Genomic DNA, 23,327 nt, shown 5'->3' with positions numbered 1-23,327 from the left:
TTAGCGGCCGCCCGCGCCGCTGCGCGATTGCTCGGAGCTTTCCACCAGCACCGCCTCGGCCAGCTGGTTGAGCTGTTGCCAGAGTTCGATGGAGATATCCATGCCGCCTTCCAGAGTGCCCTGACCGGCACGCGCAAACTGCTCCGGGCTAACCTGGCGGTAACCAGTGCGCTGGCTAGCGTTGCCATGCAACTGGCCGAGCAAGTCGATGCGCGTGCTCAGCAGCAGAGTCAGGGTCTGGGTATCGGGCACGCTGCCAGCGCCGAGCAGGGCCTCGCTGTAGCTCGGATGGGTCGCACCGGCGGCGATGCTAGCGACATGCTCGCTGATCGGCTGCTTGCCGTTCTGCCAGTAGGCCAGGCCACTAATGCCCTGGCGTGCGCAGTCAACCAGCAGTTTGAGGACAAACTTGCGGTTATGGCAGTTACGCACCTTAACGTTGACGCAGCCCTGCTCCAGGGCCTTGGTCTCGGCCAGTTCAACAATGCTCGGCAGGCAGTTCAGGGCACTGCGGCCATGGCAGTCAAACAGCAGCGCCTGGCTTTCTTCGGCAAGCAGCTGCGGGGCTGGACGCTGGCTGTCGGCGACAAAGGGCAAGGCGCGTTGCAGCTCGCCAAAGCCCTGCTCGCCATGCACCTGCAGCCACTTCACCAGGCCGGCGGCATCTTCGTAATAGCCGACCGGGTAGCCCATGCCTTCGAAAACCCGCTTGAGCAGAGAGGTCAGTTCGTTAGACGAAATCAGCATCAGCGTGCCTCCAAAGTCGGCGCCAGGGGCAGAAACCAGTCGTCCTCGAACGGCTGGCCGATGTCCTCCAGCAGCGGTGCGCCCTGGAACATGGTGTTGCGCACCCACAGGCGCGAGCGCGGGTCGAACTTGCTCACCCCGAAGAAAGCCAGTTTGCAGCGCAGCAGGTGCATCGGCAGCACCTCGCGATCGAGCAAGTTAGCCTGAATTTCGCCATAGTGGGTCTTGGCCATGCTTTGCATGCGCCGCACGATGCCGCGCTGCTCGGGATGACGCAGGAGGAAGCTGGCCGTGCACTGCTGCGGATGCTCGGTCAGGTAGGCCGCCAGTTGGCGATGGCACTGCTGCGCCAGGTAGCCGATGCCCAGGGGCATCTGCTTGTCGCGGCCGTTTTCCAGGTTGCAATTGCCCAGGCGCGGCTCCTGCTTTTCTTCGGAGCGGTACCAGAACGTCTCTGCGGCACCCTCGGCCTCGAAGTCGATGGCCAAGGCCCAGGCGTAGCGCTGCTCGATCAGGCTCAGCAGCTCGCTGGCAAGCATCTGCGGTTGCAGTTCAAGGGACTCGGTCAGAGCGAAGCGATCCTCGAGGTTGTCCACCAGCTCGGGATAGAGCTCCAACAGAATGCAATTGAGCAATTCCTGAGCCTGCAGGCTCAGCGTGTGTTCGGCCCAGCCGAGCAACGCTGCCCAGCTTTGCAGCGGCTCGGTCGCAAGCCAGTCCTGCAGGGCCGCGAAGTCCTCCAGCACCTGGCGATTATTGCCGGTTTGCCAGGCGTCTTCGGTGACGGTTTGCTCGATATGCAGGATGCCGCGCTCAATCAGGCTGTGCAGACGGGCCAGGCGCTCAACGGTGACCTGACCGAGGCCACGCACGCGCGCCAGCGCCAGCTCACGCATCTCGACCCAGCGGCTGATCAGCTGTGGATGGTTGATCAGGTACGGAGCCATGCCCAGGCCGGTGGAGTTGCCGATGCCAAAGTAGCGCTTGAGCTGGGGCTGCAGTGCAACAGCGGTCTGCGGCGCACGCTGGCGGGCGATGTGCTCGACCTGCTGCAGGCTGAAGTTGCGCAACATAAAGCAGTTAAACATTTCTGCGGCGAAGGGCCGGGCGAAGTCCGGGTGCTTGCTGCTGACCTTCTCCCAGTCGGCCATGCCCAACTTGCCGCTGCCATACACCGCGGTGGTGCGATAGAGGTAGCCAACCTGGGCGATTTGCTCGACCTTGGGCTGCTGGCCGGCACTTAGAGCCGCGACCACGCTGTCAAAGTTGCGCACGCTGCGGTTGGCCCGCGACAGCACCATGACCTTGGCGTCCAGGCGACCGGCTTCCTGCAGCGGCACGTTACGGCGCAGGTACTCGACGTAGTCATCGTCCACCTCGCCCTCGCACAGCGCCATGGTCAGGTCCCACTCGCTGGCGATCACCCGGTCATTGCGCTTTTCCGGATCGAGGTATTGCGAGAACAGCACGAAGCTGAACAGGTCTGCGTTGGTCTGAATGCGATAGATCACCGTGCCATAGCCGTCGGAGTCCAGATCAAAGCGCGTAGGCTCGATCTGCCAGCCCTCACGCATGATCTTGCGCACCAGGCTGCGCATAAAGCTCAGCCGGCTCTGGTGCAGGCTGCCGAGACGTTCCAGGTCCATGACCACGTGGGGCGGTCGCATCCGCAGGGTCTGCCCCGCGCTGATGCTGGTATCGGTGCTGGAAGAAGTGCTCATAGGCGTGGCCTCGACAGGGTACGGCGGATTGTTTTTATCTAGCGCCGATGGTGGTGCAAGCCCCGCCTCACAGCAATTCAGATCGACCTATCAGCCGATAAGTGAAACTTATTTAGATCGCCTATTTAATCAAACAGAATCGTTATCAGCCCGCGCCGGATTGAGTTCGGCATCACGCAAAATGAACTCAAACAGCGCCTTGGCGGCGACCGGCAGTGAGCGGTTGGCGGCGCAGACGATACCGATATCACGGCTGATCAGCGGATCACTCAGGGGAATAAAGCTCAGCTGTTCATGCCCGACAGGAAAGGCGAAACGCGGCAGCGTGGTAATGCCCATGCCGGCCTCCAGCATGGCCAGCAGGGAGATCATGTTGGACATATAAAACTGTGAGTCGGCCACCAACTCCTGCGCCGCCGTGCCGGCCAGCAAGCGCGAGGTGCCGTTGGCGATCAGGCGCTCGCCACGCAGTTGCTGCCAGCTGAGCTCAACTTCCCCGGCCAGGCGGTGATCCTTGCGGCAAACCACGCCGATGCTGTCGGCCCAAATGGGGGTGAAGCGCATGTCGCTGTCGGCTTCCCACAAACTGGCGATGCCAAAGTCCACCTGCTGGTTTTCGACCATCGCCAGCACCGCTTCGGAGCTGTCATCAAACAGGCTGACGTGCAGGTCGGTGGCATCACCAATAAAGCGCGCGAGGATATCCGGCAGCAGGCGGCTGGCAATCGACGGCACCGAGGCGATGCGCAGATGCCCGGACTTGTGCTGGGCGATCAGGTTCATGTCATTGACCACGCGGTCGTGGTGGGCGATCAGTTCCTTGGCGTAGACCATGAACTGCGCGCCGAAAGGCGTCAGCTCCGGGCGCGCCGCCCGCGCATTGCGCTTCTCGAATAAACCCTGGCCGAGTTTGCCCTCCAGGTCGCGGATCGACAGGGAAATCGCCGGCTGAGTGCGGTGCGCCTTTTCCGCCGCTGCGTGGAAACCCTGCAACTCGGCGACCCAGACGAAATGCCGCAGTTGGGCGATTTTCAGCTCAGGCAGCATGGTAAGTTTTCCTTATCAAACAATATTTACTACTAATTTTAGTTTATTACGGAGCGCGCCTACCATTCAGCTACAGCTTGAGAGGAGGCGCATATGTCCACTGATACGTTCCGCAACTACATCAACGGTGAATGGGTCACCGCTACCCGCAGCCTGACTAATATCAGCCCGGCAAACACCGCAGACATACTGGGCGAATATGCCCAGGCCGATGCCGAGCAGGTCGAGCAGGCCCTGGCCGCTGCCCACGCCGGTCAGGCGCTGTGGCAAGAGAGCGGCCTTGAGCAGCGCTACCAGGTGCTGATGGCCATCGGTGATGAACTGATCGCCCGTAAAGCTGAACTGGGCGAGCAACTGGCCCGCGAAGAAGGCAAGACCCTCGCCGAGGGCATGGGTGAAGTCTACCGCTCCGGGCAGTTTTTCCATTACTACGCCGCTGAAGTATTGCGCCAAATGGGCGAAACCGCCGATTCGGTGCGCCCCGGCGTGGAAATCGAAACCCGCCGCGAGCCGGTCGGCGTGGTCGCCATCATCACCCCGTGGAACTTCCCCATGGCCACTGCGGCCTGGAAGATTGCCCCGGCGCTGGCCTTCGGCAACGCCGTGGTGTTCAAGCCAGCTAACGCGGTCCCTGCCAGCGCCTGGTCACTGACCGAAATCATCGCCCGCCAGGGCCTGCCGGCCGGTACCTTCAACCTGCTGATGGGCAGCGGCGCCACGGTTGGCGACGCACTGATCCACTCCAAGCAGATTCAAGCCCTGAGCTTCACCGGTTCGGTGGAAACCGGGCGCAAGGTGGCCGCCGCCACCGCCGCCAACTTCGTCCGTTGCCAACTGGAAATGGGCAGCAAGAACGCCCTGATCGTGCTCGACGACGCCGACCTGGAGCAAGCCGTGGAATGTGCGCTGAACGGCGCGTTCTTCGGCACCGGGCAGAAGTGCACCGCGTCCTCGCGCCTGATCGTCACCGCCGGTGTGCATGACCGCTTCGTCGCGGCGCTGGTCGAGCGCATGGGCCAGCTCAAGGTCGGCTACCCACTGCGCGAAGGCACGCAGATCGGCGCGGTGATCGACGGCAAGCAGCTGGAACAGAACCTGCGCTACATCGAGCAAGCTAAGGCCGACGGCGCGGTGCTGGCCTGTGGCGGCGAGCGTATCGAGGAAGAGTACGAGGGCTTCTATATGCGCCCGGCGCTGTTCGTCGAGACCCGCAACGACATGCAGATCAACCGCGACGAAGTGTTCGGCCCGATTGCCTGCGTGATCAAGGTTGCCGATTACGCGGAGGCTCTGGCCACGCTCAACGACACCGACTTCGGCCTCACCGCCGGGATCATGACCCAGTCGCTGAAGGTCGCCACTGACTTCAAACGCCGCGCCAAGACCGGCTGCGTGATGATCAACCTGCCTACCGCCGGTACCGATTACCACGTGCCGTTCGGCGGCCGTAAGAACTCCAGCTTCGGCCCGCGCGAGCAGGGCCAGTACGCCCGCGAGTTCTACACCGTGGTTAAAACCACCTACATCCGTGCTTGAGGATCGCGCCATGCATGACGACCTGATCGTGATCGACGGCCTGCAATACTCCAACTGGTCGCGCGAGATTTTCAGCCAACTGCGCGAGGGCGGCGTCAGCGCCGTTCACGCCACCCTGGTGTACCACGAGAATGCCCGCGAGACCTTGAGCCGCCTCGGTGAGTGGAACCGCCGCTTCGAGCAGCACAGCGACCTGATCATGCCGGTGGCTGGTGCCGCCGACATCCGCCGGGCGAAAGAGCTGGGCAAGGTGGGGATTTTCTTCGGTGCGCAGAACTGCTCACCGATTGAGGACGATATCGGCCTGATCGAGGTGTTCCGCCAGCTCAACCTGCTGATCATGCAACTGACCTATAACAACCAAAGCCTGCTGGCCACCGGTTGTTACGAGAGCAGCGACAGCGGCATCACCCGCTTCGGCAAGCAGGCCATCGCCGAGATGAACCGGGTCGGCATGCTCATCGACATGTCGCACAGCGCCGAGCGCAGCACCCTGGAGGCGATCGAGCTGTCGAGCCGACCGATCATCATCTCCCACGCCAACCCGGAGTTCTTCCACGCGGCCAAGCGCAACAAGTCGGAAGACGTGCTGCGCGCGCTGGGCGAGTCCGGCGGTTTGCTCGGTTTCAGCCTGTATCCCTTCCACCTGCAGAACGGCTCGGACTGCACCCTCGCGCAGTTCTGCGACATGGTCGCGCGTACAGCTGACCTGATGGGCATTGAGCGCATCGGCATTGGCACCGACCTGTGCCAGAACCAGCCGCAGTCGGTGCTGGAGTGGATGCGCAGCGGCCGCTGGTCGAAGCAGGTCGACTATGGCGAAGGCTCGGCGAGCAACGCCGACTGGCCCAACCCACTCGGCTGGTTCGGCGACAGCCGCGATTTTCCGAACATCACCCAAGGCTTGTTGCAGCGCGGTTTCAGCGCCGAAGACACCGCCAAGGTGATGGGCCTCAACTGGCTCAACACCCTGGAGCAGGGCCTCAAGCCTGCCCCGTAACGTTCCTGAACAATCTACAAGTACAAAATTCTTGTCAGGAGAACAGCATGAATAGCAAGTCGCACGCGGCCCCGTTGGGGGTCGCCGAAAATAGCAAAAGCACACTGCTGCAGAGCATCGACATGCCGGTATTCCTCATCAGCGGGGGGGCTGTGCTGCTGTTTGCCATCCTCGCGCTGTGGGATATCGAGCTGATGACCCATTGGGTCAACAGTGCATTCGCCACCTCGACCAAGTTGTTTGGCGCCTACTGGCAGGTGCTGCTGCTAATGACCTTCGTCATCGGCCTGCTCCTGGCTATCGGCCGTACCGGCCGTGTGCGCCTGGGTGCCATGAGCGCACCGGAGATGCCCACCTACACCTGGCTGTCGATCATCATGTGCACCCTGCTCGCCGGTGGTGGCGTGTTCTGGGCGGCGGCTGAACCGATGGCGCACTTCCTCTCGCCGCCGCCGCTGTACGGTGGTGAGGCTGGCACGCCTCAGGCGGCCTACAACGCCTTGGCGCAAAGCTTTATGCACTGGGGTTTTCTCGCCTGGGCAATTCTCGGCACCCTCAGCGGTATCGTGCTGATGCACCTGCACTACGAAAAAGGCCTGCCACTCAAGCCGCGCACCCTGCTCTACCCGGTGTTTGGCCAGCGCGTCATGACCGGCTGGTTCGGCGCCCTGATCGACGCCTGCTGCGTAATCGCCGTGGTCGCCGGCACCATTGGCCCGATCGGTTTCCTCGGCCTGCAGGTCAGCTTCGGCCTGGAAAAGCTGTTCGGCATCAGCAATAACTACGGCACCCAGCTGACCATCATCTGCATACTGGTCGGCATCTACACCCTTTCGGCTGCATCCGGAGTCAACCGTGGGATCAAGATTCTCAGCCAGCTGAATGTGGTGCTGGCGGTGGTGTTGATGCTGTTCATCCTGGTGTTCGGCCCCAGCGCGTTTATCTTCGATGCCTACCTGCAGTCCATGGGCATCTACCTGGATAAGTTCATCCCGATGGCCACCTTCCGCGCCGACCCGGCCTGGCTGGACTGGTGGACGGTGTTCTTCTGGGGCTGGTTCCTCGGTTACGGCCCGCTGATGGCGATGTTTGTCGCACGCATCTCGCGTGGCCGCACCATCCGTGAGCTGGTGACGGTGATCGCGATCGTCGCACCGGTGATTACCTGCTTCTGGTTCACCATCGTCGGCGGCAGCGGCCTGGCCTTCGAGCTGAGCAACCCCGGCTCGGTGTCTGAAGCCTTTGCCGGCTTCAACCTGCCCGGCGCACTGCTGGCGATTACCGCGCAGCTGCCACTGGGCTACCTGATGTCGGTGCTGTTCCTGCTGCTGACCATCATCTTCGTCACCACCACCGGTGACTCGATGACCTACACCATCTCCATGGTGATGACCGGTACCGACCACCCACGTACTGAAATCCGCGTGTTCTGGGGCGTGATGATGGGCGTGGTAGCAGCCTTGCTGATCTCGATCGGCTCCGGCGGTATCAGCGCACTGCAATCGTTCATCGTCATCACCGCCGTGCCGGTCTCTCTGGTACTGCTGCCGGCGCTGTGGAATGCCCCCCAGATCGCCCGCCGCATGGCTGACGAGCAAGGCCTTTAATCCCCACCTTTGAGGGAGCCCGGCAATCCCGGCTCCCTGTTTTTTATCCCCTCAAACACCTAGGAGCACGCCATGAAGCAGGCCGTGAAAACCCAACTGTTCCCCTCTAAAGCCCCACTGGAGTGGGCGGTGATCGGCAACGGCACCCTGTACACCGCGCAGATCCCCATCGACGTCACCGGCCAGGTGGTGGCCGGCGGCATCGAAGCGCAAACCCGCCAGACCCTGGACAACCTCAAGCACACCCTGGAATGCGCCGGCCTGGGCATGGACGCCGTGGCCCAGGTGCTGATCTACGTCACCGACCGCAGCTACCTGGCCACGGTCAACGCGGTGTATGCCGAGTACTTCAGCGCGCCCTACCCAAACCGTGCAGCCATGGTCATCGCCGGCTTGGCCCGCGAAGAAATGCTGGTTGAGCTGGTGGTGTACGCCACCGTCTAACCCCCGGTGTCCGCGCGGCACAACCGGCGGACCCACAGCCCTGACGCTGCCACCCGCACAGCCATGGGCCTCTCCTTATCTCGACAGCAATGCCCAGTCGTCACAAGCGAGGACGGCTAACTGTCACCGCGTCCGCGCCAGCCAAGGCCGCCGCGCCAATAAAAAACCGCCTGCGAAGAGGCGGTTTTTTCGTACGAGCGAGGCTTAGTTGCCTTCGCGACGCAGCGCTTGCGGGGTGAAATCGCGTGGCGACAGCTTGGCGTTGAAGTTGTACATCGGCTCGTTGTTATCCAGGCCATCGACGAAGTAGCGCTCGCCCTTGAAGTCGTAGATGGTTTCCAGGGTGCTGCCAAACATCGGCACGTCGTAGTAGCTGATCGGGTGGCTTTCCTGCACGCCGCTCAGTTCACCGCTCTTGTCATACAAGTCGACAGCAAGGATCTGCCAGCTGTCTTCGTCGAGATAGAAACGCCGCTTGGCATACGGATGGCTAAAGCCCTTGCGCAGATCGGCCTCGACTATCCACACGCGGTGCAGCTCGTAGCGCAACAGCTCAGGGTTGACGGTGTTGCGGCGCAGGATGTTGTCGTAGGCAATGCCCTTCTGGTGCACGGCATAGCTGTTGTACGGCACCAGCATTTCCTGCTTGCCGACCAGGTTCCACTCATAACGATCCGGCGCACCGTTGTAGGCGTCGACCACGTCGGCGGTGGCCATGCCGTTGGTGTCTGGCTGCAGGGTGTCGTAGGCCAGCATCGGCAAGCGGCGCACGCGGCGCTCGCCACGGTTGAAGCGCCAGGCCTTGCGGATCGCCAGCACCTGGTCGAGGGTTTCCTGCACCACCAGTGCCGAGCCGGCCAGCTTGGACGGCGCGACCACCTTGTACTTGTAATAGAACAGGGTGTTGTCTAGGTCCAGCGGGCTGACGCCTTCACGGCCATACAGAAAGTACACATCGCGCTCGAGCTTGAGCAGGTTGTAGGCGCCGTTAGACAGCACCGCCGCCTGGTTGGTGACGAAACTGATCTGGTCACCGCGGTAGCGCATGATGTGGTTCCAGATCGCTTGCTGGCCGGTTTGCGGCAGCGGGAAGGGAATCCCGGCCGCCACGCCGGCAACCCCATTGCCGCCGGAAATCAGCTCAGCCGTCTGTGCGTTGAAACGCGTGGCGTCATATATGCGCTGTGGCGCGGCGGCACTGCGCCGGGTCGGGAACACGCGCAGGAAGTACTCGGGGTTCTTTTCCAGCAGCGCCTGCAAGCCAGCCGGCAACTGCGCCCGGTACTGCGCCCGGTACTGCGCCAGGTTCTGACTGTTGACCTGATACAGCGCGGCATCGCTGCTGTAAGGGTCCGGATGGTGCATGCCCGGCTGATAGTTGGCCGGCGGTTGCGCCAAGCCACCGCTCCAGGCTGGAATGGTGCCGGCGGCATTGCCCGCGCGTTCACCGCCCAGCGGGGTCAAGTCCTGGCCAAGGCGTGCGGCCTGGACATTGTCGACCTTGGCCTGAGCCTGCAGCGCGCAGGTTGCCAGCAGCAGAATTGCAAACGTTCTCAACACAGCGTTCTCCTCGCAGCCTGGCCAGAGGCAGGGCTGCTGTTTTTATGACCAGGCAGTCCTGCCCGGATTATTGGTGCCGTCTTGGTGAGGAGGCCGTCCTGGCATGCGCCGGATTATTCCGGTCTAGTGCAATCATCCCTGGCTTATGGTCTTGCTGCGCTGTTAGCTCAGCGCGGGGGGATCAGCTGATGCGCTGGAACTTCAAGTCCCATACGCCATGCCCGAGGCGCTCGCCGCGGCGCTCGAACTTGGTGGTCGGCCGCTCTGTCGGGCGCGGCACATACTGGCCATCCTCAGCCAGGTTCTGATAACCGGGGGCGACATTCATCACTTCCAGCATGTACTCGGCATAGGGCTGCCAGTCGGTGGCCATGTGCAGCACACCGCCAACCTTGAGCTTCTGCCGCACCAGCTCGGCAAACGCCGGCTGTACGATTCGCCGCTTGTTATGCTTGGCCTTGTGCCATGGGTCCGGGAAGAACAGCAGCACGCGATCCAGGCTGGCGTCGGCGACACAGTCGCGCAGCACTTCCATGGCATCGCAGCTGTACACACGCATGTTGCTGAGGTTCTGCGTCATCAGGCCGTTGAGCAGCGCGCCGACACCCGGACGGTGCACTTCGACCCCGATAAAGTCCTGCTCGGGCGCAGCGGCGGCCATCTCCAGGGTCGAGTGGCCCATGCCAAAGCCGATTTCGAAGGTGCGCGGCGCGCTGCGGCCAAACACCTGATCGAAGTCGCGCAGGCCATCTTCCAGCTGCAGGCCGAACTTCGGCCAGCCCTGATCGAGGCCGCGCTGCTGACCTTCGGTCATACGCCCGGCGCGCATCACAAAACTCTTGATCGCGCGGTGTTTAGAGGTGTCTTCAGCCGGCTCGGGCTGTTGTGGCAAGTCAGTCATGCGGTGCTCTTAGAGTGCTTTACGATTTCGCCAGCTAAGCCATGCAAGGCGCTACGTTAGTAACAGCCTCCGGCGGGTCAAAACAGGCGAGGATGCAGAGTTTACGAGTTGTAAATGAGCATTACGACCGGGCTGGCGCTGCAGCCTGCGATTAACACCGCAGGCTGCAGCGCAGCAAATCGCATACGTGCTCTTACTTAATCAGGCCATCCAGCGGCGACGAGGCGCTGGCATAGAGTTTCTTCGGCATGCGCCCGGCCAGGTAGGCCATGCGCCCGGCAATGATCGCGTGCTTCATCGCTTCACCCATCAAAATCGGGTTCTGCGCGTGGGCAATTGCGCTGTTCATCAACACGGCTTCGCAGCCCAGTTCCATGGCGATGGTGGCATCGGATGCGGTACCCACGCCGGCATCGACCAGCACCGGCACGGTGGCTTCTTCGAGGATGATGCGCAGGTTATAAGGGTTGCAGATGCCCAAGCCGGTGCCGATCAAACCGGCCAACGGCATGACCGCGATGCAGCCCATGGCCGCCAGTTCGCGGGCAATAATCGGGTCGTCACTGGTGTAAACCATCACGTCAAAACCATCTTTGACCAGCACTTCGGCGGCCTTGAGGGTTTCGATCACGTTAGGGAACAGGGTCTTCTGATCGGCCAGCACTTCCAGCTTGACCAGCTTATGGCCGTCGAGCAGCTCACGGGCCAGGCGGCAGGTGCGCACGGCTTCTGCAGCGTCGTAGCAACCGGCGGTATTCGGCAGGATGGTGTAGCGCTCGGGGCTGATCACATCGAGCAGGTTCGGCTCGCCGGGGTTCTGCCCGATATTGGTGCGGCGTACCGCCACGGTAACGATCTCGGCACCCGACGCCTCGATGGCCAAACGGGTTTCTTCGAGGTCCTTGTACTTGCCGGTACCGACCAGCAGGCGCGATTGGTAAGTGCGGCCGGCCAGGGTAAAAGGCTTGTCGTTGGCAGCGTGGCTCATGGGTAATCCTCTTGATGTGGGCAGGCAGTGATCGATCAGGCGGCGGGCGAGCTGGCCTTAACCGCCACCAATGGCATGCACCACTTCAACCTGGTCACCTTCACGCAGGGCGGTGGTGAGGTGCTGGCTGCGCGGCACGATATCCAGATTGAGCTCGACCGCTACGCGGCGGCCAGCCAGATCCAGGCGGTCGATCAACCCGGCAACGCTTTCGCCATCGGGCAACTCGAATGTTTCACCGTTTAACTGAATACGCATGACGGCTCGGCCCCAACTGGGAAAAGGGCCGGCATTCTAGCCTGATCACTGGCGTTGACCAAGACTAAAGGCGCGCCCGCGCCCGGCTTTCTGACCTATGGGTCAGGGCGCGCCGCGCTCTTTAAGCCGCCACGCTGCAGCACCGAGGCACGCCCAGCCTGCGAGAAATGCCAGGCCGCCCAAGGGCGTGATCAGGCCCAGTGCACTGCTGCCGCTCAAGGTCAGCGCGTAGAGGCTGCCAGAGAACAGCAGGATACCGAGGGCAAATAAGCTGCCGGCGCAGTTGACCATGCGCGACGGGCGCAGCAAGGCCAGCAGGCCGACGCCAAACAGCGCCAAAGCGTGAATCATCTGGTACTGCACCGCGGTGTGAAACACCGCCAGGTACTCGGCAGACAAGTGGGCTTTCAGGCCATGGGCGGCGAAAGCCCCTAAGGCAACCCCGCTAAAGCCGAACAGCGCGGCCAGCAGCAGATAAATTCGCAGCATGCACAACCCCTTCAAATGATCGGATATCAGATTGTTCCTGCAGCAATACGCACGGCGCAATGAGCGGACGGAATCCAGGCCATAACAGGTCGGTTACAGACATGTCCGAGCCTATGAGCTGGCCTATGGTAGCCGCTCAAACACACCGATTACCTGTCAATGGAAGGCATCATGTCTAATTCTATTACTGTACTCAGAGACACCCAGCCGCTGCCCATGCTGGATGCGTGTAAGTGGAAACGCGTCGCCGGTGACCCGCACACGGTGAACCTGAACGCCTACACCTCTGAGGACGGCAAGAAAATCATGGGCACCTGGATCTGCACACCAGGCACCTGGGAAGTCGAATATGACCGCTGGGAGTACTGCCACTTCCAAGAGGGCTACTGCATCCTCACCCCGGAAGGCAAAGAGCCGGTTCACCTGCGAGCGGGCGATATTTTCGTCCTTGAGGTGGGCTTCCGCGGGACCTGGCAAGTCGTCGAAACCGTGCGCAAGTATTTCGTCTTCGCTTAACCGCTGCCCCACTGTCGCCGTCCGGTACTGACGGCGGCAACCCCACGCCAGTGCGCCCAAGGCAGGCAAACCTGCCGACCACTGACGGCTCGACAAAGCAGCGTGCCCGCCTCACCCGTCGCTATAATGCCCGGCACCCTTGCCTGGCCCCGCTCGCATGTTTCGATCCTTCTTCCGTCGACTGCTCAAACTCCTGCTCTGGCTGATGCTCGCCTCGGCCTTACTGGTGCTACTGCTACGCTGGGTGCCGCCACCGGGCACGGCGCTGATGGTCGAACGCAAAGTCGAGTCCTGGCTGAACAACCAGCCGATTGACCTGCAGCGCAGCTGGCGACCCTGGAGCAAACTGCCAGACGACCTGAAAATGGCGGTTATCGCCGGCGAAGACCAGAAGTTCGCCGAACACTGGGGCTTCGATGTCGCGGCCATTCAGGCTGCGCTGGAACACAACCAGCAAGGCGGCTCGCTGCGCGGCGCCAGCACTCTTAGCCAGCAGGTGGCGAAGAACCTGTTTCTCTGGTCGGGGCGTAGCTGGCTGCGCAAAGGCATTGAAGTATGGTTCACCGGGCTGATTGAACTGCTCTGGTCCAAGCAGCGCATTCTTGAGGTGTACCTCAACAGCGTTGAGTGGGGCGATGGCGTATTCGGTGCCGAAGCGGCGGCGCAGCATCACTTCAAGGTCGGCGCGCCCTACCTGTCGCGCCAGCAAAGCAGTTTGCTGGCGGCCGTCTTGCCCAACCCGCGCGAGTGGAGCGCCAGCCGCCCCAGCGCCCGCATCAGCCGCCGCGCCAGCTGGATTCGCCAGCAGATGTGGCAACTGGGCGGCAGCCATTACCTCAACCGCCTGCAGCCCAACCGCCCCGACTGGTTAAACCAGTGGCTACCCAGCGGACTGTAACCTAGCGCTGTTTGAGTAGATGCCGCGGCACGGCATAGAGGAAATACAGCTGTTCATCCTGCAAATGCGCGGTCATGCCCAACTCGGGATACACCCAGGCCTGACCTTCCGCCAGCTCTAGGGTCAGGCGCGGCTGGCCGATGCTCGCCGCTAGCCGCGCCGCATCCAGCGGCGCTGGCGGTAACAGGGTCAGCGCAACAATCGGACGATTGGCCAGGGACACCAGCAGCTGACTGCCGAGAGGCTGCTCTTTATCCGCAGGCTTCAGCCCCGCCGCCGCGAGCAAGCTGTCGCGCTCAGCGTTCTGCAGACCCACTTCCGCCTCCAGCGACCAATTGCCATCCGCATCCTGCAGTTCGCCGCGATACAGCAGGCGCGCGCCATCCAGATTGGGCTGCAGCCACAACTCGCCCTCCAGGGCATCGCGCAGGTGCACCACGCTGAGCCGGTCATCGGCAAGCGGCGCAAGCACCTCGGCTTGCCATTGCGCAAGCCAGGGCAAAGGTTGCGCGGCCGGCTGCGGGCGCATCAACCACGCGCCCCAGGCAAAAAATAAAGCAGCAACCACGGTAACGATCAGCCAATGCAACGGCCGCAATGGGGGGAATTTCATTGAGTTTTCCTTGACCATAAAAAATCGCCGGGAGCGATTTTTAACGTCGCATAGCGACGGCCCGAAGGGTGGCCGCCAGGGATGGCAGGCCATAAAAAAGCCGCACCTAGGTGCGGCTTCTGACAGTAACGCGATTTACGCGGCGATCGAACCTTTGAGCTTGTTCATCGCGTTTTTTTCCAGCTGACGGATGCGCTCGGCCGATACGTTGTACTTGGCGGCCAGGTCATGCAGCGTGGCTTTCTCTTCCGCCAGCCAGCGCTGGTAAAGGATGTCACGGCTGCGCTCATCCAGACCGTCCAGCGCCTCGTGCAGATTGGCGCTGGAGCTGTCGCTCCAATCGGAGTCTTCCAACTGCCGCGCCGGGTCGTAGCGGTGGTCTTCCAAGTAGTTGGCCGGCGACTTGAAGGCACTTTCGTCGTCGGCTTCGGCGGCCGGGTCGAAGGCCATGTCGTGGCCAGTCAAGCGGCTTTCCATCTCGCGCACTTCCCGTGGCTCAACCCCGAGGCTTTCAGCCACGGCGTGCACTTCATCGTTGTTCAGCCAGGCCAGACGCTTCTTCTGGCTGCGCAGATTGAAGAACAACTTGCGCTGCGCCTTGGTGGTGGCGACTTTAACAATGCGCCAGTTACGCAGGATGAATTCGTGAATCTCGGCGCGAATCCAGTGCACGGCGAAGGACACTAGGCGCACTCCCATCTCCGGGTTGAAGCGCTTGACCGCCTTCATCAGGCCGACGTTGCCTTCCTGGATCAGGTCAGCCTGGGCCAGGCCATAACCGGAGTAGCTGCGGGCGATATGCACAACAAAACGCAGGTGAGCCAAGACCATTTGCCGGGCAGCTTCGAGGTCTTGTTTGTAGAAAAGATTTTCCGCCAGCTCACGCTCCTGCTCGGGGGTCAACAGCGGGATGCCGTTTACCGCATGCACGTATGCTTCCAGGTTGGCACCCGGAACCAAAGCATGAACAGGTTGCAAAGAAGTGGACATTTGGATCCTCCGACTAACAAATCGTGACGCAGTCTAGCACTGCTCAATGGGACTTTGGGCGCACCTACAAGTTCCCTTACACATAGTCAACATCAAGCAAAACAATAACTTACTACCTAGGCGACAGTTCATTCAAGTGGCGCGCGACAGCCAGCCAGGCGCCAATATAGCCCAACAGTACCGCGCCGAGCAGCAGTGATAGACCATCGGCCATCGGCACGCCATCCAGGGCAAAGTCGCTGCCGTACAAACCCGCTAGGCGCACCACGGCATCATTCAGCCAACCCAGGCCGTAGGCCAGCAGCAACCAGGCCAGTAACCCGGCACCGAAACCGTAGAGCGTGCCCATATAGAGGAAGGGCCGGCGTACATAACTGTCGGTGCCACCGACTAGCTTGATCACTTCGATCTCGGTGCGACGATTCTCGATGTGCAGGCGAATGGTGTTACCGATCACCAATAGCAACGCCATGACCAGCAGCAGGGTCAGGCCAAAGACAAAGCGCTCGCCGAGCTTGAGCATGGCGCTCAAACGCTCGACCCAGAGCAGATCCAACTGCGCCTGCTGCACCTGCTGCAGCTCAGCCAGACGCAGACGCAAGGCTTCCAGGGCAATTTTGTCGACTTCCTTCGGGGTGACCACAATCACCCCCGGCAGCGGGTTATCCGGCAACTCTTTCAGCGCCTCACCGAGACCCGACTGCTGCTGGAATTCCGCCAGCGCCTGCTCACGACTGATCCACTCGGCCTCGGCCACGTCATCCATGGCGGCGATCTGCTCGCGCAGCGCCTGACCCTGAGACTCACTGGCATCGATCTGCAGGAACAGGGAGATCTGCGCCGCACGCTGCCAGGAGCCGCCGAGACGCTCGACGTTGTCCAACAGCAACGCCAGGCCCATGGGCAGGCTCAGAGCCACGGCCATTACCAGGCAGGTAAAGAAGCTGCCGATCGGCTGCTTGCCCAACCGGCGCAGGCTGTCGACCAAACTGGCACGGTGGCTTTCCAGCCAGGCATGCAATTGGTGGGAAAAGCTTGGGCCGTCGTCCGGGGTCGGCGACTCGGTTTTTTTCGCGGCCGCGCCGACGCGCTGCGCCGGTTGCGGAGGCGGCATGCGTGTGGCGCTCATACGAAAGCCTCCCCATCACCAATCAAACGCCCGCGCTGCAGGGTCAACATGCGGTGGCGCATGCGGGCAATCAGCGCCAGGTCGTGACTGGCAATCAGCACGGTGGTGCCCAGACGGTTGATGTCTTCAAACACACCCATGATTTCTGCGGCCAGACGCGGGTCAAGGTTACCGGTGGGCTCATCCGCCAGCAGCAGGGCCGGACGGTGCACCACGGCGCGGGCGATACCGACCCGCTGCTGCTGACCGGTGGACAGGTCGCCGGGGAACTGCTCGGCCTTGTCAGCCAGGGAGACGCGCTCCAGCGCCGTGCGCACGCGGCTGCCGATCTCATCCTTGGCCAGGCCAAGAATCTGCAGCGGCAGCGCGACGTTGTCGAACACGCTGCGGTCGAACAGCAGCTGGTGATTCTGGAACACCACGCCGATTTGCCGACGCAGGAAGGGAATCTGCGCATTGGTGATGTGCGACAAGTCCTGCCCGGCCAGCAGCAACTTGCCGCTGCTCGGCCGTTCCATGGCCAGGAGTAGGCGCAACAAGGTGCTCTTGCCGGCCCCGGAATGGCCGGTAACGAAGAGGAACTCGCCACGGCGCACATGGAAACTCAGTTCGTGCAGCCCGACGTGGCCGTTGGGGTAGCGCTTACCGACCTGCTCGAATTTGATCATCCTATTTCTCCGCGAACAGCGCCTGAACGAAGGCTTCGGCCTCGAAGGTACGCAGGTCGTCGATGCCCTCACCGACGCCGATATAGCGAATCGGCAAGGCAAACTGCTTGGCCAGGGCGAAGATCACCCCACCCTTGGCGGTGCCGTCCAGCTTGGTCAGCGCCAGGCCCGTCAGGTTGATGGTCTGGTGGAACTGTTTGGCCTGGTTGATCGCGTTCTGCCCGGTGCCGGCATCCAGCACCAGCAGCACTTCATGCGGCGCAGTGTCATCCAGCTTGCCGATCACCCGGCGGACTTTCTTCAACTCTTCCATCAGGTTGTCTTTGGTGTGCAGACGTCCAGCGGTGTCGGCGATCAGCACGTCCATGCCGCGCGACTTGGCTGCTTGCACCGCATCGAAGATCACCGAGGCGGAATCGGCGCCGGTGTGCTGAGCGATCACCGCAATCTGGTTGCGCTCGCCCCACACCTGCAGCTGCTCGACGGCGGCGGCGCGGAAGGTGTCGCCGGCGGCGAGCATGACTTTCTTGCCATCCTGCTGCAGCTTCTTCGCCAGCTTGCCGATGGTGGTGGTCTTGCCTGCGCCATTCACGCCGACCACCAGAATCACATAGGGCTGCTTGCTGCTATCAATCTTCAGCGGCTGCTCGACCGGTTTGAGCAGCGCGCTCAGTTCGTCCTGCAAGGCCTTGTACAGCGCACCGCTGTCGGCCAGCTCCTTACGCGCGACACGCTTGGTCAGGTTGCCGATGATCGCCGTGGTGGCCTCAACGCCCACGTCAGCGGTCAGCAGGCGAGTTTCCAAGTCTTCCAGCAGGTCGTCATCAATGGCCTTCTTGCCCAGAAACAGGCTGGCCATGCCTTCGCCAAGGCTGGCACTGGTTTTCGACAGGCCTTGCTTGAGACGCTCGAGAAAACCTGCACGGCTTTCTTCGTTGCTTTTGGCCGGGGCCTCCGCCTTGACCGGCTCAACCAGCGGAGCCGGCACAGGGACGGGCGGCTCAACGACTGGCTCAACCGCCACGGGCTGTTCAACATGCGCATGCAGCACTTCGCTGCCGGCATTGATGCGGAACCGCGATGGGCGCGGTGGCTGAGCCGCAGCACCAGGCTCAGGTTGCACGGCCTCTGGCGTTGGCGTTGGCGTTGGCGTTGGCGTTGGCGTTGGCGTTGGCGTTGGCGTTGGCGTTGGCGCAGCGTGCTCAACCGGAGCAACCGGAGCAACCGGAGCAGGCTGCGGCTCAGCCACAGCCGGGTCGAGCGATTTCACCTCGGTCGGCGGGGTTTCCCTGGCCGGTTCAACGGGGACAGGCGCAGTCACCTCGGGAGCGACCGGCGCAGCAGGCTGCTCGCTGGCGGGCGCGGGCTGCGGCTCAGGGATGGCCGGCGTTTGCGGCTTTTTGCGCAGCCAGCCAAACAGGTCTTTTTTCTCCGCAGGCTTCTCGGCAGAGGCCGGCGCAGAGGGCGCGGGCTTGTTCTTATCGTCGTTGGAACCAAACATGGAGGACGGCTATCTCAAAGGTGCGACGCGCGGGGCAAAGGCTCTGAAAAGCATTACTCACGCAACAGTAAAAAGCTGAAGAGTGCACGCAGTAACAATCAGATGCCTTAGCAGGCGTGGTCGCCAGTAAAACGGATGCGTATCCTAGCACCTCCGCGCCCGCTGACGCTAAATCCAAGCGGGCCCGTCCGACAGGTCGAAAATCTATGCCTATGATTGCCCAACGCACTGCAGCTTTATTGCTCAGTGTGCTCTGTACACCGCTGCTGGCATTTGCCGCCGCGCCGCAGCCAACCCACGAATTTAGCCTGGATAACGGCCTCAAGGTCGTCGTGCGCGAAGACCATCGCGCACCGGTGGTGGTCAGCCAGCTCTGGTACAAGGTCGGCTCCAGTTACGAGACGCCGGGTCAGACCGGCCTGTCCCACGCCCTCGAGCACATGATGTTCAAGGGCAGCCGTAAACTCGGCCCTGGCGACGCGTCACGCATCCTGCGCGAGCTTGGCGCGGAAGAAAACGCCTTCACCAGCGACGACTACACCGCCTATTACCAAGTACTGGCCCGCGACCGCCTGGCCATCGCCCTGGAGCTGGAGGCCGACCGTCTGGCCAGCCTCAAGCTGCCGGCCGATGAGTTCGCCAAGGAGATCGAGGTAATCAAGGAGGAGCGCCGCCTGCGCACCGACGATAAACCGTCGAGCCTGGCCTACGAGCGCTTCAAGGCCATGGCCTACCCCGCCAGTGGCTACCACACGCCGACCATCGGCTGGATGGCCGACCTTGAACGCATGACCGTCGAGGAACTGCGCGCCTGGTACGAGGCCTGGTACGCGCCGAACAACGCCACCCTGGTAGTGGTCGGCGACGTCAGCGCCAGCGAAGTGAAGACCCTCGCCGAGCGTTATTTCGGCGCGATCCCCAAGCGCACGGTGCCCACCGCCAAAGCGCCGCGTGAGCTGGCGGCCCCCGGCGAGCGACGTCTCACCCTGCACCTGAAAACCCAGTTACCCAGCCTGATGATGGGCTTCAACGTGCCCGGCCTGGCCACCGCTGAACAGCCGCGCCAAGTGCACGCCCTACGCCTGGCCGCCGCGCTGCTCGATGGTGGTTACAGCGCCCGCCTGCCGACGCGCCTGGAACGTGGCGAGGAGTTGGTGTCCGGCGCCTCGGCCTGGTACGACGGTTTCTCCCGTGGCGATAGCCTGTTCATCCTCTCGGCCACGCCCAACGTACAGACCGGCAAAACCCTGGAGCAGGTCGAAGCGGGCCTGTGGCGCGAGCTGCACGACCTGCAGAGCAACCCGCCAAGCGCTGAGGAGCTGGCCCGCGTGCGTGCGCAAGTGATCGCCGGGCTGGTCTACGAGCGCGACTCGATCACCAGCCAGGCCACCGCCATCGGCCAACTGGAAACTGTCGGCCTGTCGTGGAAGCTGATCGATCAGGAGCTGGCTGAGCTGGAGGCCGTGACCCCAGCGGACATTCAACAAGCCGCCAGCACCTTCTTTACCCGCGACCGCCTGAGCGTCGCCCATGTTTTACCTGAGGAGAAGGGCAATGAGTGAGCGCAACGGCCTACGTTACGGCCTGCTCGGCCTGGCGCTACTGATATTGCTAGCGCTGCTGGCTTTGGTGGTCAACAGCACGGATAACCACCAAGCCCAAGCCCCTGCACCGGCAGGCGAATCGCACAGCATCGAATCCCTCGCCGCCCTCGGCGATCAAGCGCCGAGCCGCCGCGACCTGGCTATCCAGACCTGGCAAACCGCCGAAGGCGCCAAGGTGCTGTTCGTCGAGGCCCGCGAGCTACCGATGTTCGACCTGCAGCTGACGTTTGCCGCCGGCAGCAGCCACGACGATGGCGTCGCCGGCTTGGCCATGCTGACCAACGCCATGCTCAATGAAGGCGTACCCGGCAAGGATGTCGGCGCGATTGCCGCCGGCTTTGAGAACCTCGGCGCCAACTTCGGCAACGGTGCTTACCGCGATATGGCCATCGCCAGCCTGCGCAGCCTGAGTGCCGCCGAGCAACGCGAACCGGCACTGCAGCTGTTCAATCAGGTGCTTGGCCAGCCGACCTTCCCCGAGGACGCGCTGGCGCGGATCAAGAATCAGCTGCTGGCGGGCTTCGAGTACCAGAAACAAAACCCCGGCAAGCTGGCCAGCCTGGCCCTGTTCGAGCGGTTGTACGGCAGCCACCCATACGCCCACCCTAGCGACGGCAACGCCGAGTCGATCCCTGCGATCAGCCGTGAGCAGCTGCAAGCCTTCCACGCCAAGGCCTACACGGCGAACAACGCGATCATCGCACTGGTCGGCGACCTCTCGCGCAGCGAGGCCGAGGCCCTGACCAGCGAGGTGTCCGCCGCGCTGCCAAAAGGTCCGGCGCTACCACGTATCACTCAGCCTGAAGAGCCGAAAGCCGGTTTGCAGCATATCGAGTTCCCGTCGAATCAGACCCACCTGATGATCGCCCAGCTCGGCATTGATCGCCGCGACCCGGACTACGCTGCGCTTTACCTGGGCAATCAGGTTTTCGGCGGCGGTGGCTTCGGCACCCGTCTGATGACCGAGGTGCGCGAAAAGCGTGGCCTGACTTATGGCGTCTACTCGGGCTTCAGCGCCATGCAGGCGCGTGGGCCGTTTATGATCAACCTGCAGACCCGCGCCGAACTCAGTGACGGCACCCTGCAACTGGTGAAAAGCATGCTCAGCGAGTTCATCGCCAACGGCCCGACTGCCGAGGAGCTGAACAACGCCAAACGCGAACTGGCCGGCAGCTTTCCGCTGTCCACCGCGAGCAACGCGGCCATCGTCGGCCAGCTCGGCTCCATGGGTTTCTATGACTTGCCGCTGAGCTACCTGGAAGACTTTATGCGTGACGTCCAGGCGCTGACTGTTGAACAAGTCAAGAACGCCATGGCCAAGCACCTGGATACGGACGCACTGGTCATCGTCACCGCCGGTCCGAGCGTGGAACAGAAAGAACTGCCAGCGCCCACCGACACCCCCGCCGAACAACCTTCAGCAGTCCCGGAGCATTGATGAGCAAGCGACCCAAGCCGCCCAAAGCCAACCCCGCCCACAGTGGCGATGGCCAGCTGCGCATCATCGGCGGGCAATGGCGCTCGCGCCAGTTCAACTTCCCGATGGCGGCGGGCCTGCGACCAACGCCAAACCGGGTTCGCGAGACCCTGTTCAACTGGCTGGCGCCCTATGTCGAAGGGGCCAAGGTGCTCGACCTGTTCGCCGGCAGCGGTGCGCTGTTTCTCGAAGCGCTGTCGCGTGGTGCCGGCAGCGCCCTGGCGCTGGACCTCAACCCGGCGGCCGTCAACAGTTTGCGCAGCCACCTGCTGACGCTGCAATGCGACAACGGCCAACTGCAGCAAACCGACGCGCTGGCTTACCTGCAAAACCCAGCCGCTACGCCTTTTGACTTGGTGTTTCTCGACCCCCCGTTCAATCAGGACCTGCTGCTCCCGGCCTGCAGCCTGCTGGAGCAAAACGGCTGGCTGGCCGCCGATGCCTGGGTCTACACGGAAAGCGAGAACTCGCCCTCCAGCCTCGGTATGCCCGGCAACTGGCGCTTGCACCGCGAACAGAAAGCCGGCCAGGTGTATTACGCACTCTGGCAACGCACGGCATAACGCGGTGAAGTCGCCCTTCAAACCCGCCTGGTGGCTGCCCGGCCCGCACCTGCAAACGCTGTGGAACCCGATGTGCAGGCAGCCGGCCAAGCTTGAGCGCACGCGTGAACGCTTATGGCTGGAAGACGGCGACTTTCTCGACCTCGACTGGCACGGCCCGCACCAAGCCGACACCCCGCTGGTGCTGGTGCTGCATGGCCTGACCGGCTCATCCGACTCGCTGTATGTCCTCGGCGTGCAGCAAACGCTGGCGGCTCAAGGCTGGGCCAGCGTGGCACTGAACTGGCGTGGCTGCTCCGGCGAGCCGAACCTATTGCCCCGCGGTTACCACTCGGGAGCCAGCGAAGATCTGGCGGAAACCGTGCGCCACCTGCGCGCGCAGCGGCCGATGGCACCGTTGTACGCAGCAGGCTATTCGCTGGGCGGTAATGTACTGCTCAAGTACCTCGGCGAAACAGGCGCGGACAGCCAATTGCAGGGCGCAGTAGCGGTGTCGGTGCCGTTTCGCCTGGACCAATGCGCGGACCGCATCGGCATGGGCTTTTCCAGGGTTTACCAGCGCCGCTTTATGCGCGAGATGGTCGCCTACGTGAAGGACAAACAGCGCCTGTTCGCCCACCAAGGCATGGCCGACCGCCTGTCCACCCTGGAACAGCTCGGCCCGCTGGATAACATGCGCACCTTTTGGGATTTCGACGGCCGCATCACCGCGCCGCTGCACGGCTACGCCGATGCCGAGGACTACTACCGCCGCGCCTCCAGCCGCTACTTCCTCGGCCAGATCGAAACACCGACGCTGATCATCCAGGCCGCTGACGATCCTTTCGTGTTTCCTCACAGCCTGCCAGAGGCCGATGAGCTGTCAGCCAGCATCACCTTCGAACTGCACGCCCACGGCGGCCATGTCGGTTTTGTCGAAGGCAGCCTGAGCAAACCGGGCTACTACCTGGAGCGGCGGATTCCTGAGTGGTTAAGCAAACAGGCCGCCACCCATCCGTAGGGTGGAAAACCACGCAGCGTTTTCCACCACCGCCCCATCGGTCTCTACGACCGGCGGATGTAAAAAAACA

At 62.6% G+C, this 23,327-nt stretch carries 23 protein-coding genes; 10 read left to right on the top strand and 13 right to left on the bottom strand.

Annotation, left to right across the window (positions count from 1 at the left end):
* The 3 genes from Q0V31_RS07585 to Q0V31_RS07575 form a co-directional block, all read right to left on the bottom strand.
* Entirely contained in the window at positions 1 to 747 is a 747-nt protein-coding gene (locus Q0V31_RS07585; protein ID WP_298186391.1) for a DUF3726 domain-containing protein, read from the bottom strand.
* Positions 747 to 2,414, bottom strand: a complete 1,668-nt coding sequence (locus Q0V31_RS07580) for a hypothetical protein (protein ID WP_298190947.1) — start codon at positions 2,412 to 2,414, stop codon at positions 747 to 749. The genes Q0V31_RS07585 and Q0V31_RS07580 overlap by 1 nt, the downstream gene beginning before the upstream one ends.
* A 183-nt stretch (positions 2,415 to 2,597) precedes the next feature.
* Positions 2,598 to 3,515, bottom strand: a complete 918-nt coding sequence (locus Q0V31_RS07575) for a LysR family transcriptional regulator (protein ID WP_298186389.1) — start codon at positions 3,513 to 3,515, stop codon at positions 2,598 to 2,600.
* A 93-nt stretch (positions 3,516 to 3,608) separates the two neighbouring features.
* On the opposite strand from Q0V31_RS07575, the gene Q0V31_RS07570 reads away from it, so the two are divergent.
* From Q0V31_RS07570 to Q0V31_RS07555, 4 genes are all read left to right on the top strand, one after another.
* Entirely contained in the window at positions 3,609 to 5,051 is a 1,443-nt protein-coding gene (locus tag Q0V31_RS07570) for an aldehyde dehydrogenase family protein (protein WP_298186387.1), read from the top strand.
* Between the two features lie 10 nt (positions 5,052 to 5,061).
* A complete protein-coding gene (locus Q0V31_RS07565) occupies positions 5,062 to 6,051 on the top strand; it encodes a membrane dipeptidase (RefSeq protein ID WP_298186385.1) in 990 nt (329 codons plus the stop codon).
* 47 nt (positions 6,052 to 6,098) lie between these two features.
* Positions 6,099 to 7,658: a BCCT family transporter gene (locus Q0V31_RS07560; RefSeq protein ID WP_298186381.1), complete on the top strand. Its 1,560-nt coding sequence runs from the start codon at positions 6,099 to 6,101 to the stop codon at positions 7,656 to 7,658.
* Between the two features lie 72 nt (positions 7,659 to 7,730).
* Entirely contained in the window at positions 7,731 to 8,102 is a 372-nt protein-coding gene (locus Q0V31_RS07555) for a RidA family protein (RefSeq protein ID WP_298186379.1), read from the top strand.
* A gap of 204 nt (positions 8,103 to 8,306) precedes the next feature.
* On the opposite strand, the gene Q0V31_RS07550 is transcribed toward Q0V31_RS07555, so the two are convergent.
* The 5 genes from Q0V31_RS07550 to Q0V31_RS07530 form a co-directional block, all read right to left on the bottom strand.
* Positions 8,307 to 9,662, bottom strand: coding sequence for a DUF1329 domain-containing protein (locus Q0V31_RS07550; protein WP_298186377.1), 1,356 nt, complete (start codon positions 9,660 to 9,662; stop codon positions 8,307 to 8,309).
* 181 nt (positions 9,663 to 9,843) lie between these two features.
* Entirely contained in the window at positions 9,844 to 10,563 is a 720-nt protein-coding gene (gene trmB / locus Q0V31_RS07545) for a tRNA (guanosine(46)-N7)-methyltransferase TrmB (protein ID WP_298186375.1), read from the bottom strand.
* 193 nt (positions 10,564 to 10,756) lie between these two features.
* The gene (locus Q0V31_RS07540) at positions 10,757 to 11,551 is read right to left on the bottom strand and encodes a thiazole synthase (RefSeq protein ID WP_298186373.1); all 795 of its coding nucleotides are present in this window, start codon (positions 11,549 to 11,551) and stop codon (positions 10,757 to 10,759) included.
* Positions 11,552 to 11,608: 57 nt separating this feature from the next.
* Complete coding sequence (gene thiS / locus Q0V31_RS07535) at positions 11,609 to 11,809, bottom strand: sulfur carrier protein ThiS (protein ID WP_298186371.1); 201 nt, start codon at positions 11,807 to 11,809, stop codon at positions 11,609 to 11,611.
* A gap of 102 nt (positions 11,810 to 11,911) precedes the next feature.
* Positions 11,912 to 12,298, bottom strand: a complete 387-nt coding sequence (locus Q0V31_RS07530; protein WP_298186368.1) for a DUF423 domain-containing protein — start codon at positions 12,296 to 12,298, stop codon at positions 11,912 to 11,914.
* Positions 12,299 to 12,469: 171 nt separating this feature from the next.
* On the opposite strand from Q0V31_RS07530, the gene Q0V31_RS07525 reads away from it, so the two are divergent.
* On the top strand, positions 12,470 to 12,814 hold the full coding sequence (locus Q0V31_RS07525; RefSeq protein ID WP_298186366.1) for a cupin domain-containing protein: 345 nt from the start codon (positions 12,470 to 12,472) through the stop codon (positions 12,812 to 12,814).
* 157 nt (positions 12,815 to 12,971) lie between these two features.
* Positions 12,972 to 13,712, top strand: coding sequence for a monofunctional biosynthetic peptidoglycan transglycosylase (mtgA, locus tag Q0V31_RS07520; RefSeq protein WP_298186364.1), 741 nt, complete (start codon positions 12,972 to 12,974; stop codon positions 13,710 to 13,712).
* Position 13,713: 1 nt separating this feature from the next.
* Here mtgA and Q0V31_RS07515 read toward each other — a convergent pair whose 3' ends face one another.
* The 5 genes from Q0V31_RS07515 to ftsY all read right to left on the bottom strand — a co-directional run bounded on the left by Q0V31_RS07515 (position 13,714) and on the right by ftsY (position 18,613).
* On the bottom strand, positions 13,714 to 14,325 hold the full coding sequence (locus tag Q0V31_RS07515) for a hypothetical protein (RefSeq protein ID WP_298186361.1): 612 nt from the start codon (positions 14,323 to 14,325) through the stop codon (positions 13,714 to 13,716).
* A 135-nt stretch (positions 14,326 to 14,460) separates the two neighbouring features.
* Entirely contained in the window at positions 14,461 to 15,315 is an 855-nt protein-coding gene (gene rpoH, locus Q0V31_RS07510) for an RNA polymerase sigma factor RpoH (protein ID WP_298186359.1), read from the bottom strand.
* A gap of 112 nt (positions 15,316 to 15,427) precedes the next feature.
* Positions 15,428 to 16,444, bottom strand: a complete 1,017-nt coding sequence (gene ftsX, locus Q0V31_RS07505) for a permease-like cell division protein FtsX (protein WP_298186357.1) — start codon at positions 16,442 to 16,444, stop codon at positions 15,428 to 15,430.
* Positions 16,441 to 17,112: a cell division ATP-binding protein FtsE gene (ftsE, locus tag Q0V31_RS07500; RefSeq protein ID WP_298186354.1), complete on the bottom strand. Its 672-nt coding sequence runs from the start codon at positions 17,110 to 17,112 to the stop codon at positions 16,441 to 16,443. Before ftsE ends, ftsX begins: the two co-directional genes overlap by 4 nt.
* Position 17,113: 1 nt before the next feature.
* Positions 17,114 to 18,613, bottom strand: a complete 1,500-nt coding sequence (gene ftsY, locus Q0V31_RS07495) for a signal recognition particle-docking protein FtsY (RefSeq protein ID WP_298186352.1) — start codon at positions 18,611 to 18,613, stop codon at positions 17,114 to 17,116.
* 206 nt (positions 18,614 to 18,819) lie between these two features.
* Between ftsY and Q0V31_RS07490 the strand changes: the two genes are divergently transcribed.
* Genes Q0V31_RS07490 through Q0V31_RS07475 form a run of 4 tightly spaced genes read left to right on the top strand, consistent with a single transcriptional unit; the run spans position 18,820 to position 23,257 of the window.
* Positions 18,820 to 20,175: a pitrilysin family protein gene (locus Q0V31_RS07490; RefSeq protein WP_298186350.1), complete on the top strand. Its 1,356-nt coding sequence runs from the start codon at positions 18,820 to 18,822 to the stop codon at positions 20,173 to 20,175.
* Positions 20,168 to 21,655: a pitrilysin family protein gene (locus Q0V31_RS07485; RefSeq protein ID WP_298186348.1), complete on the top strand. Its 1,488-nt coding sequence runs from the start codon at positions 20,168 to 20,170 to the stop codon at positions 21,653 to 21,655. Before Q0V31_RS07490 ends, Q0V31_RS07485 begins: the two co-directional genes overlap by 8 nt.
* A complete protein-coding gene (rsmD, locus tag Q0V31_RS07480; protein WP_298186346.1) occupies positions 21,655 to 22,257 on the top strand; it encodes a 16S rRNA (guanine(966)-N(2))-methyltransferase RsmD in 603 nt (200 codons plus the stop codon). The genes Q0V31_RS07485 and rsmD overlap by 1 nt, the downstream gene beginning before the upstream one ends.
* A gap of 4 nt (positions 22,258 to 22,261) precedes the next feature.
* Complete coding sequence (locus tag Q0V31_RS07475) at positions 22,262 to 23,257, top strand: hydrolase (RefSeq protein ID WP_298186343.1); 996 nt, start codon at positions 22,262 to 22,264, stop codon at positions 23,255 to 23,257.
* Positions 23,258 to 23,327: the final 70 nt, after the last annotated feature.

Source organism: uncultured Pseudomonas sp., assembly GCF_943846705.1.
Taxonomy (GTDB): Bacteria; Pseudomonadota; Gammaproteobacteria; order Pseudomonadales; family Pseudomonadaceae; genus Aquipseudomonas.
Note: the sequence above shows the minus strand (reverse complement) of the source record. Positions and strands in the feature narration are given on the sequence as shown.

Coding starts and splice junctions, on each gene's coding strand:
- Q0V31_RS07570 (WP_298186387.1), top strand. CDS start 3,609: ATGTCCACTGATACGTTCCGCAACTACATCAACGGTGAATGGGTCACC.
- ftsX (WP_298186357.1), bottom strand. CDS start 16,444: ATGAGCGCCACACGCATGCCGCCTCCGCAACCGGCGCAGCGCGTCGGC.
- thiS (WP_298186371.1), bottom strand. CDS start 11,809: ATGCGTATTCAGTTAAACGGTGAAACATTCGAGTTGCCCGATGGCGAA.
- Q0V31_RS07580 (WP_298190947.1), bottom strand. CDS start 2,414: ATGCGACCGCCCCACGTGGTCATGGACCTGGAACGTCTCGGCAGCCTG.
- Q0V31_RS07530 (WP_298186368.1), bottom strand. CDS start 12,298: ATGCTGCGAATTTATCTGCTGCTGGCCGCGCTGTTCGGCTTTAGCGGG.
- ftsY (WP_298186352.1), bottom strand. CDS start 18,613: ATGTTTGGTTCCAACGACGATAAGAACAAGCCCGCGCCCTCTGCGCCG.
- mtgA (WP_298186364.1), top strand. CDS start 12,972: ATGTTTCGATCCTTCTTCCGTCGACTGCTCAAACTCCTGCTCTGGCTG.
- Q0V31_RS07485 (WP_298186348.1), top strand. CDS start 20,168: ATGAGTGAGCGCAACGGCCTACGTTACGGCCTGCTCGGCCTGGCGCTA.
- Q0V31_RS07525 (WP_298186366.1), top strand. CDS start 12,470: ATGTCTAATTCTATTACTGTACTCAGAGACACCCAGCCGCTGCCCATG.
- Q0V31_RS07560 (WP_298186381.1), top strand. CDS start 6,099: ATGAATAGCAAGTCGCACGCGGCCCCGTTGGGGGTCGCCGAAAATAGC.
- rsmD (WP_298186346.1), top strand. CDS start 21,655: ATGAGCAAGCGACCCAAGCCGCCCAAAGCCAACCCCGCCCACAGTGGC.
- Q0V31_RS07565 (WP_298186385.1), top strand. CDS start 5,062: ATGCATGACGACCTGATCGTGATCGACGGCCTGCAATACTCCAACTGG.
- Q0V31_RS07555 (WP_298186379.1), top strand. CDS start 7,731: ATGAAGCAGGCCGTGAAAACCCAACTGTTCCCCTCTAAAGCCCCACTG.
- Q0V31_RS07490 (WP_298186350.1), top strand. CDS start 18,820: ATGCCTATGATTGCCCAACGCACTGCAGCTTTATTGCTCAGTGTGCTC.
- Q0V31_RS07585 (WP_298186391.1), bottom strand. CDS start 747: ATGCTGATTTCGTCTAACGAACTGACCTCTCTGCTCAAGCGGGTTTTC.
- ftsE (WP_298186354.1), bottom strand. CDS start 17,112: ATGATCAAATTCGAGCAGGTCGGTAAGCGCTACCCCAACGGCCACGTC.
- Q0V31_RS07540 (WP_298186373.1), bottom strand. CDS start 11,551: ATGAGCCACGCTGCCAACGACAAGCCTTTTACCCTGGCCGGCCGCACT.
- trmB (WP_298186375.1), bottom strand. CDS start 10,563: ATGACTGACTTGCCACAACAGCCCGAGCCGGCTGAAGACACCTCTAAA.
- rpoH (WP_298186359.1), bottom strand. CDS start 15,315: ATGTCCACTTCTTTGCAACCTGTTCATGCTTTGGTTCCGGGTGCCAAC.
- Q0V31_RS07515 (WP_298186361.1), bottom strand. CDS start 14,325: ATGAAATTCCCCCCATTGCGGCCGTTGCATTGGCTGATCGTTACCGTG.
- Q0V31_RS07575 (WP_298186389.1), bottom strand. CDS start 3,515: ATGCTGCCTGAGCTGAAAATCGCCCAACTGCGGCATTTCGTCTGGGTC.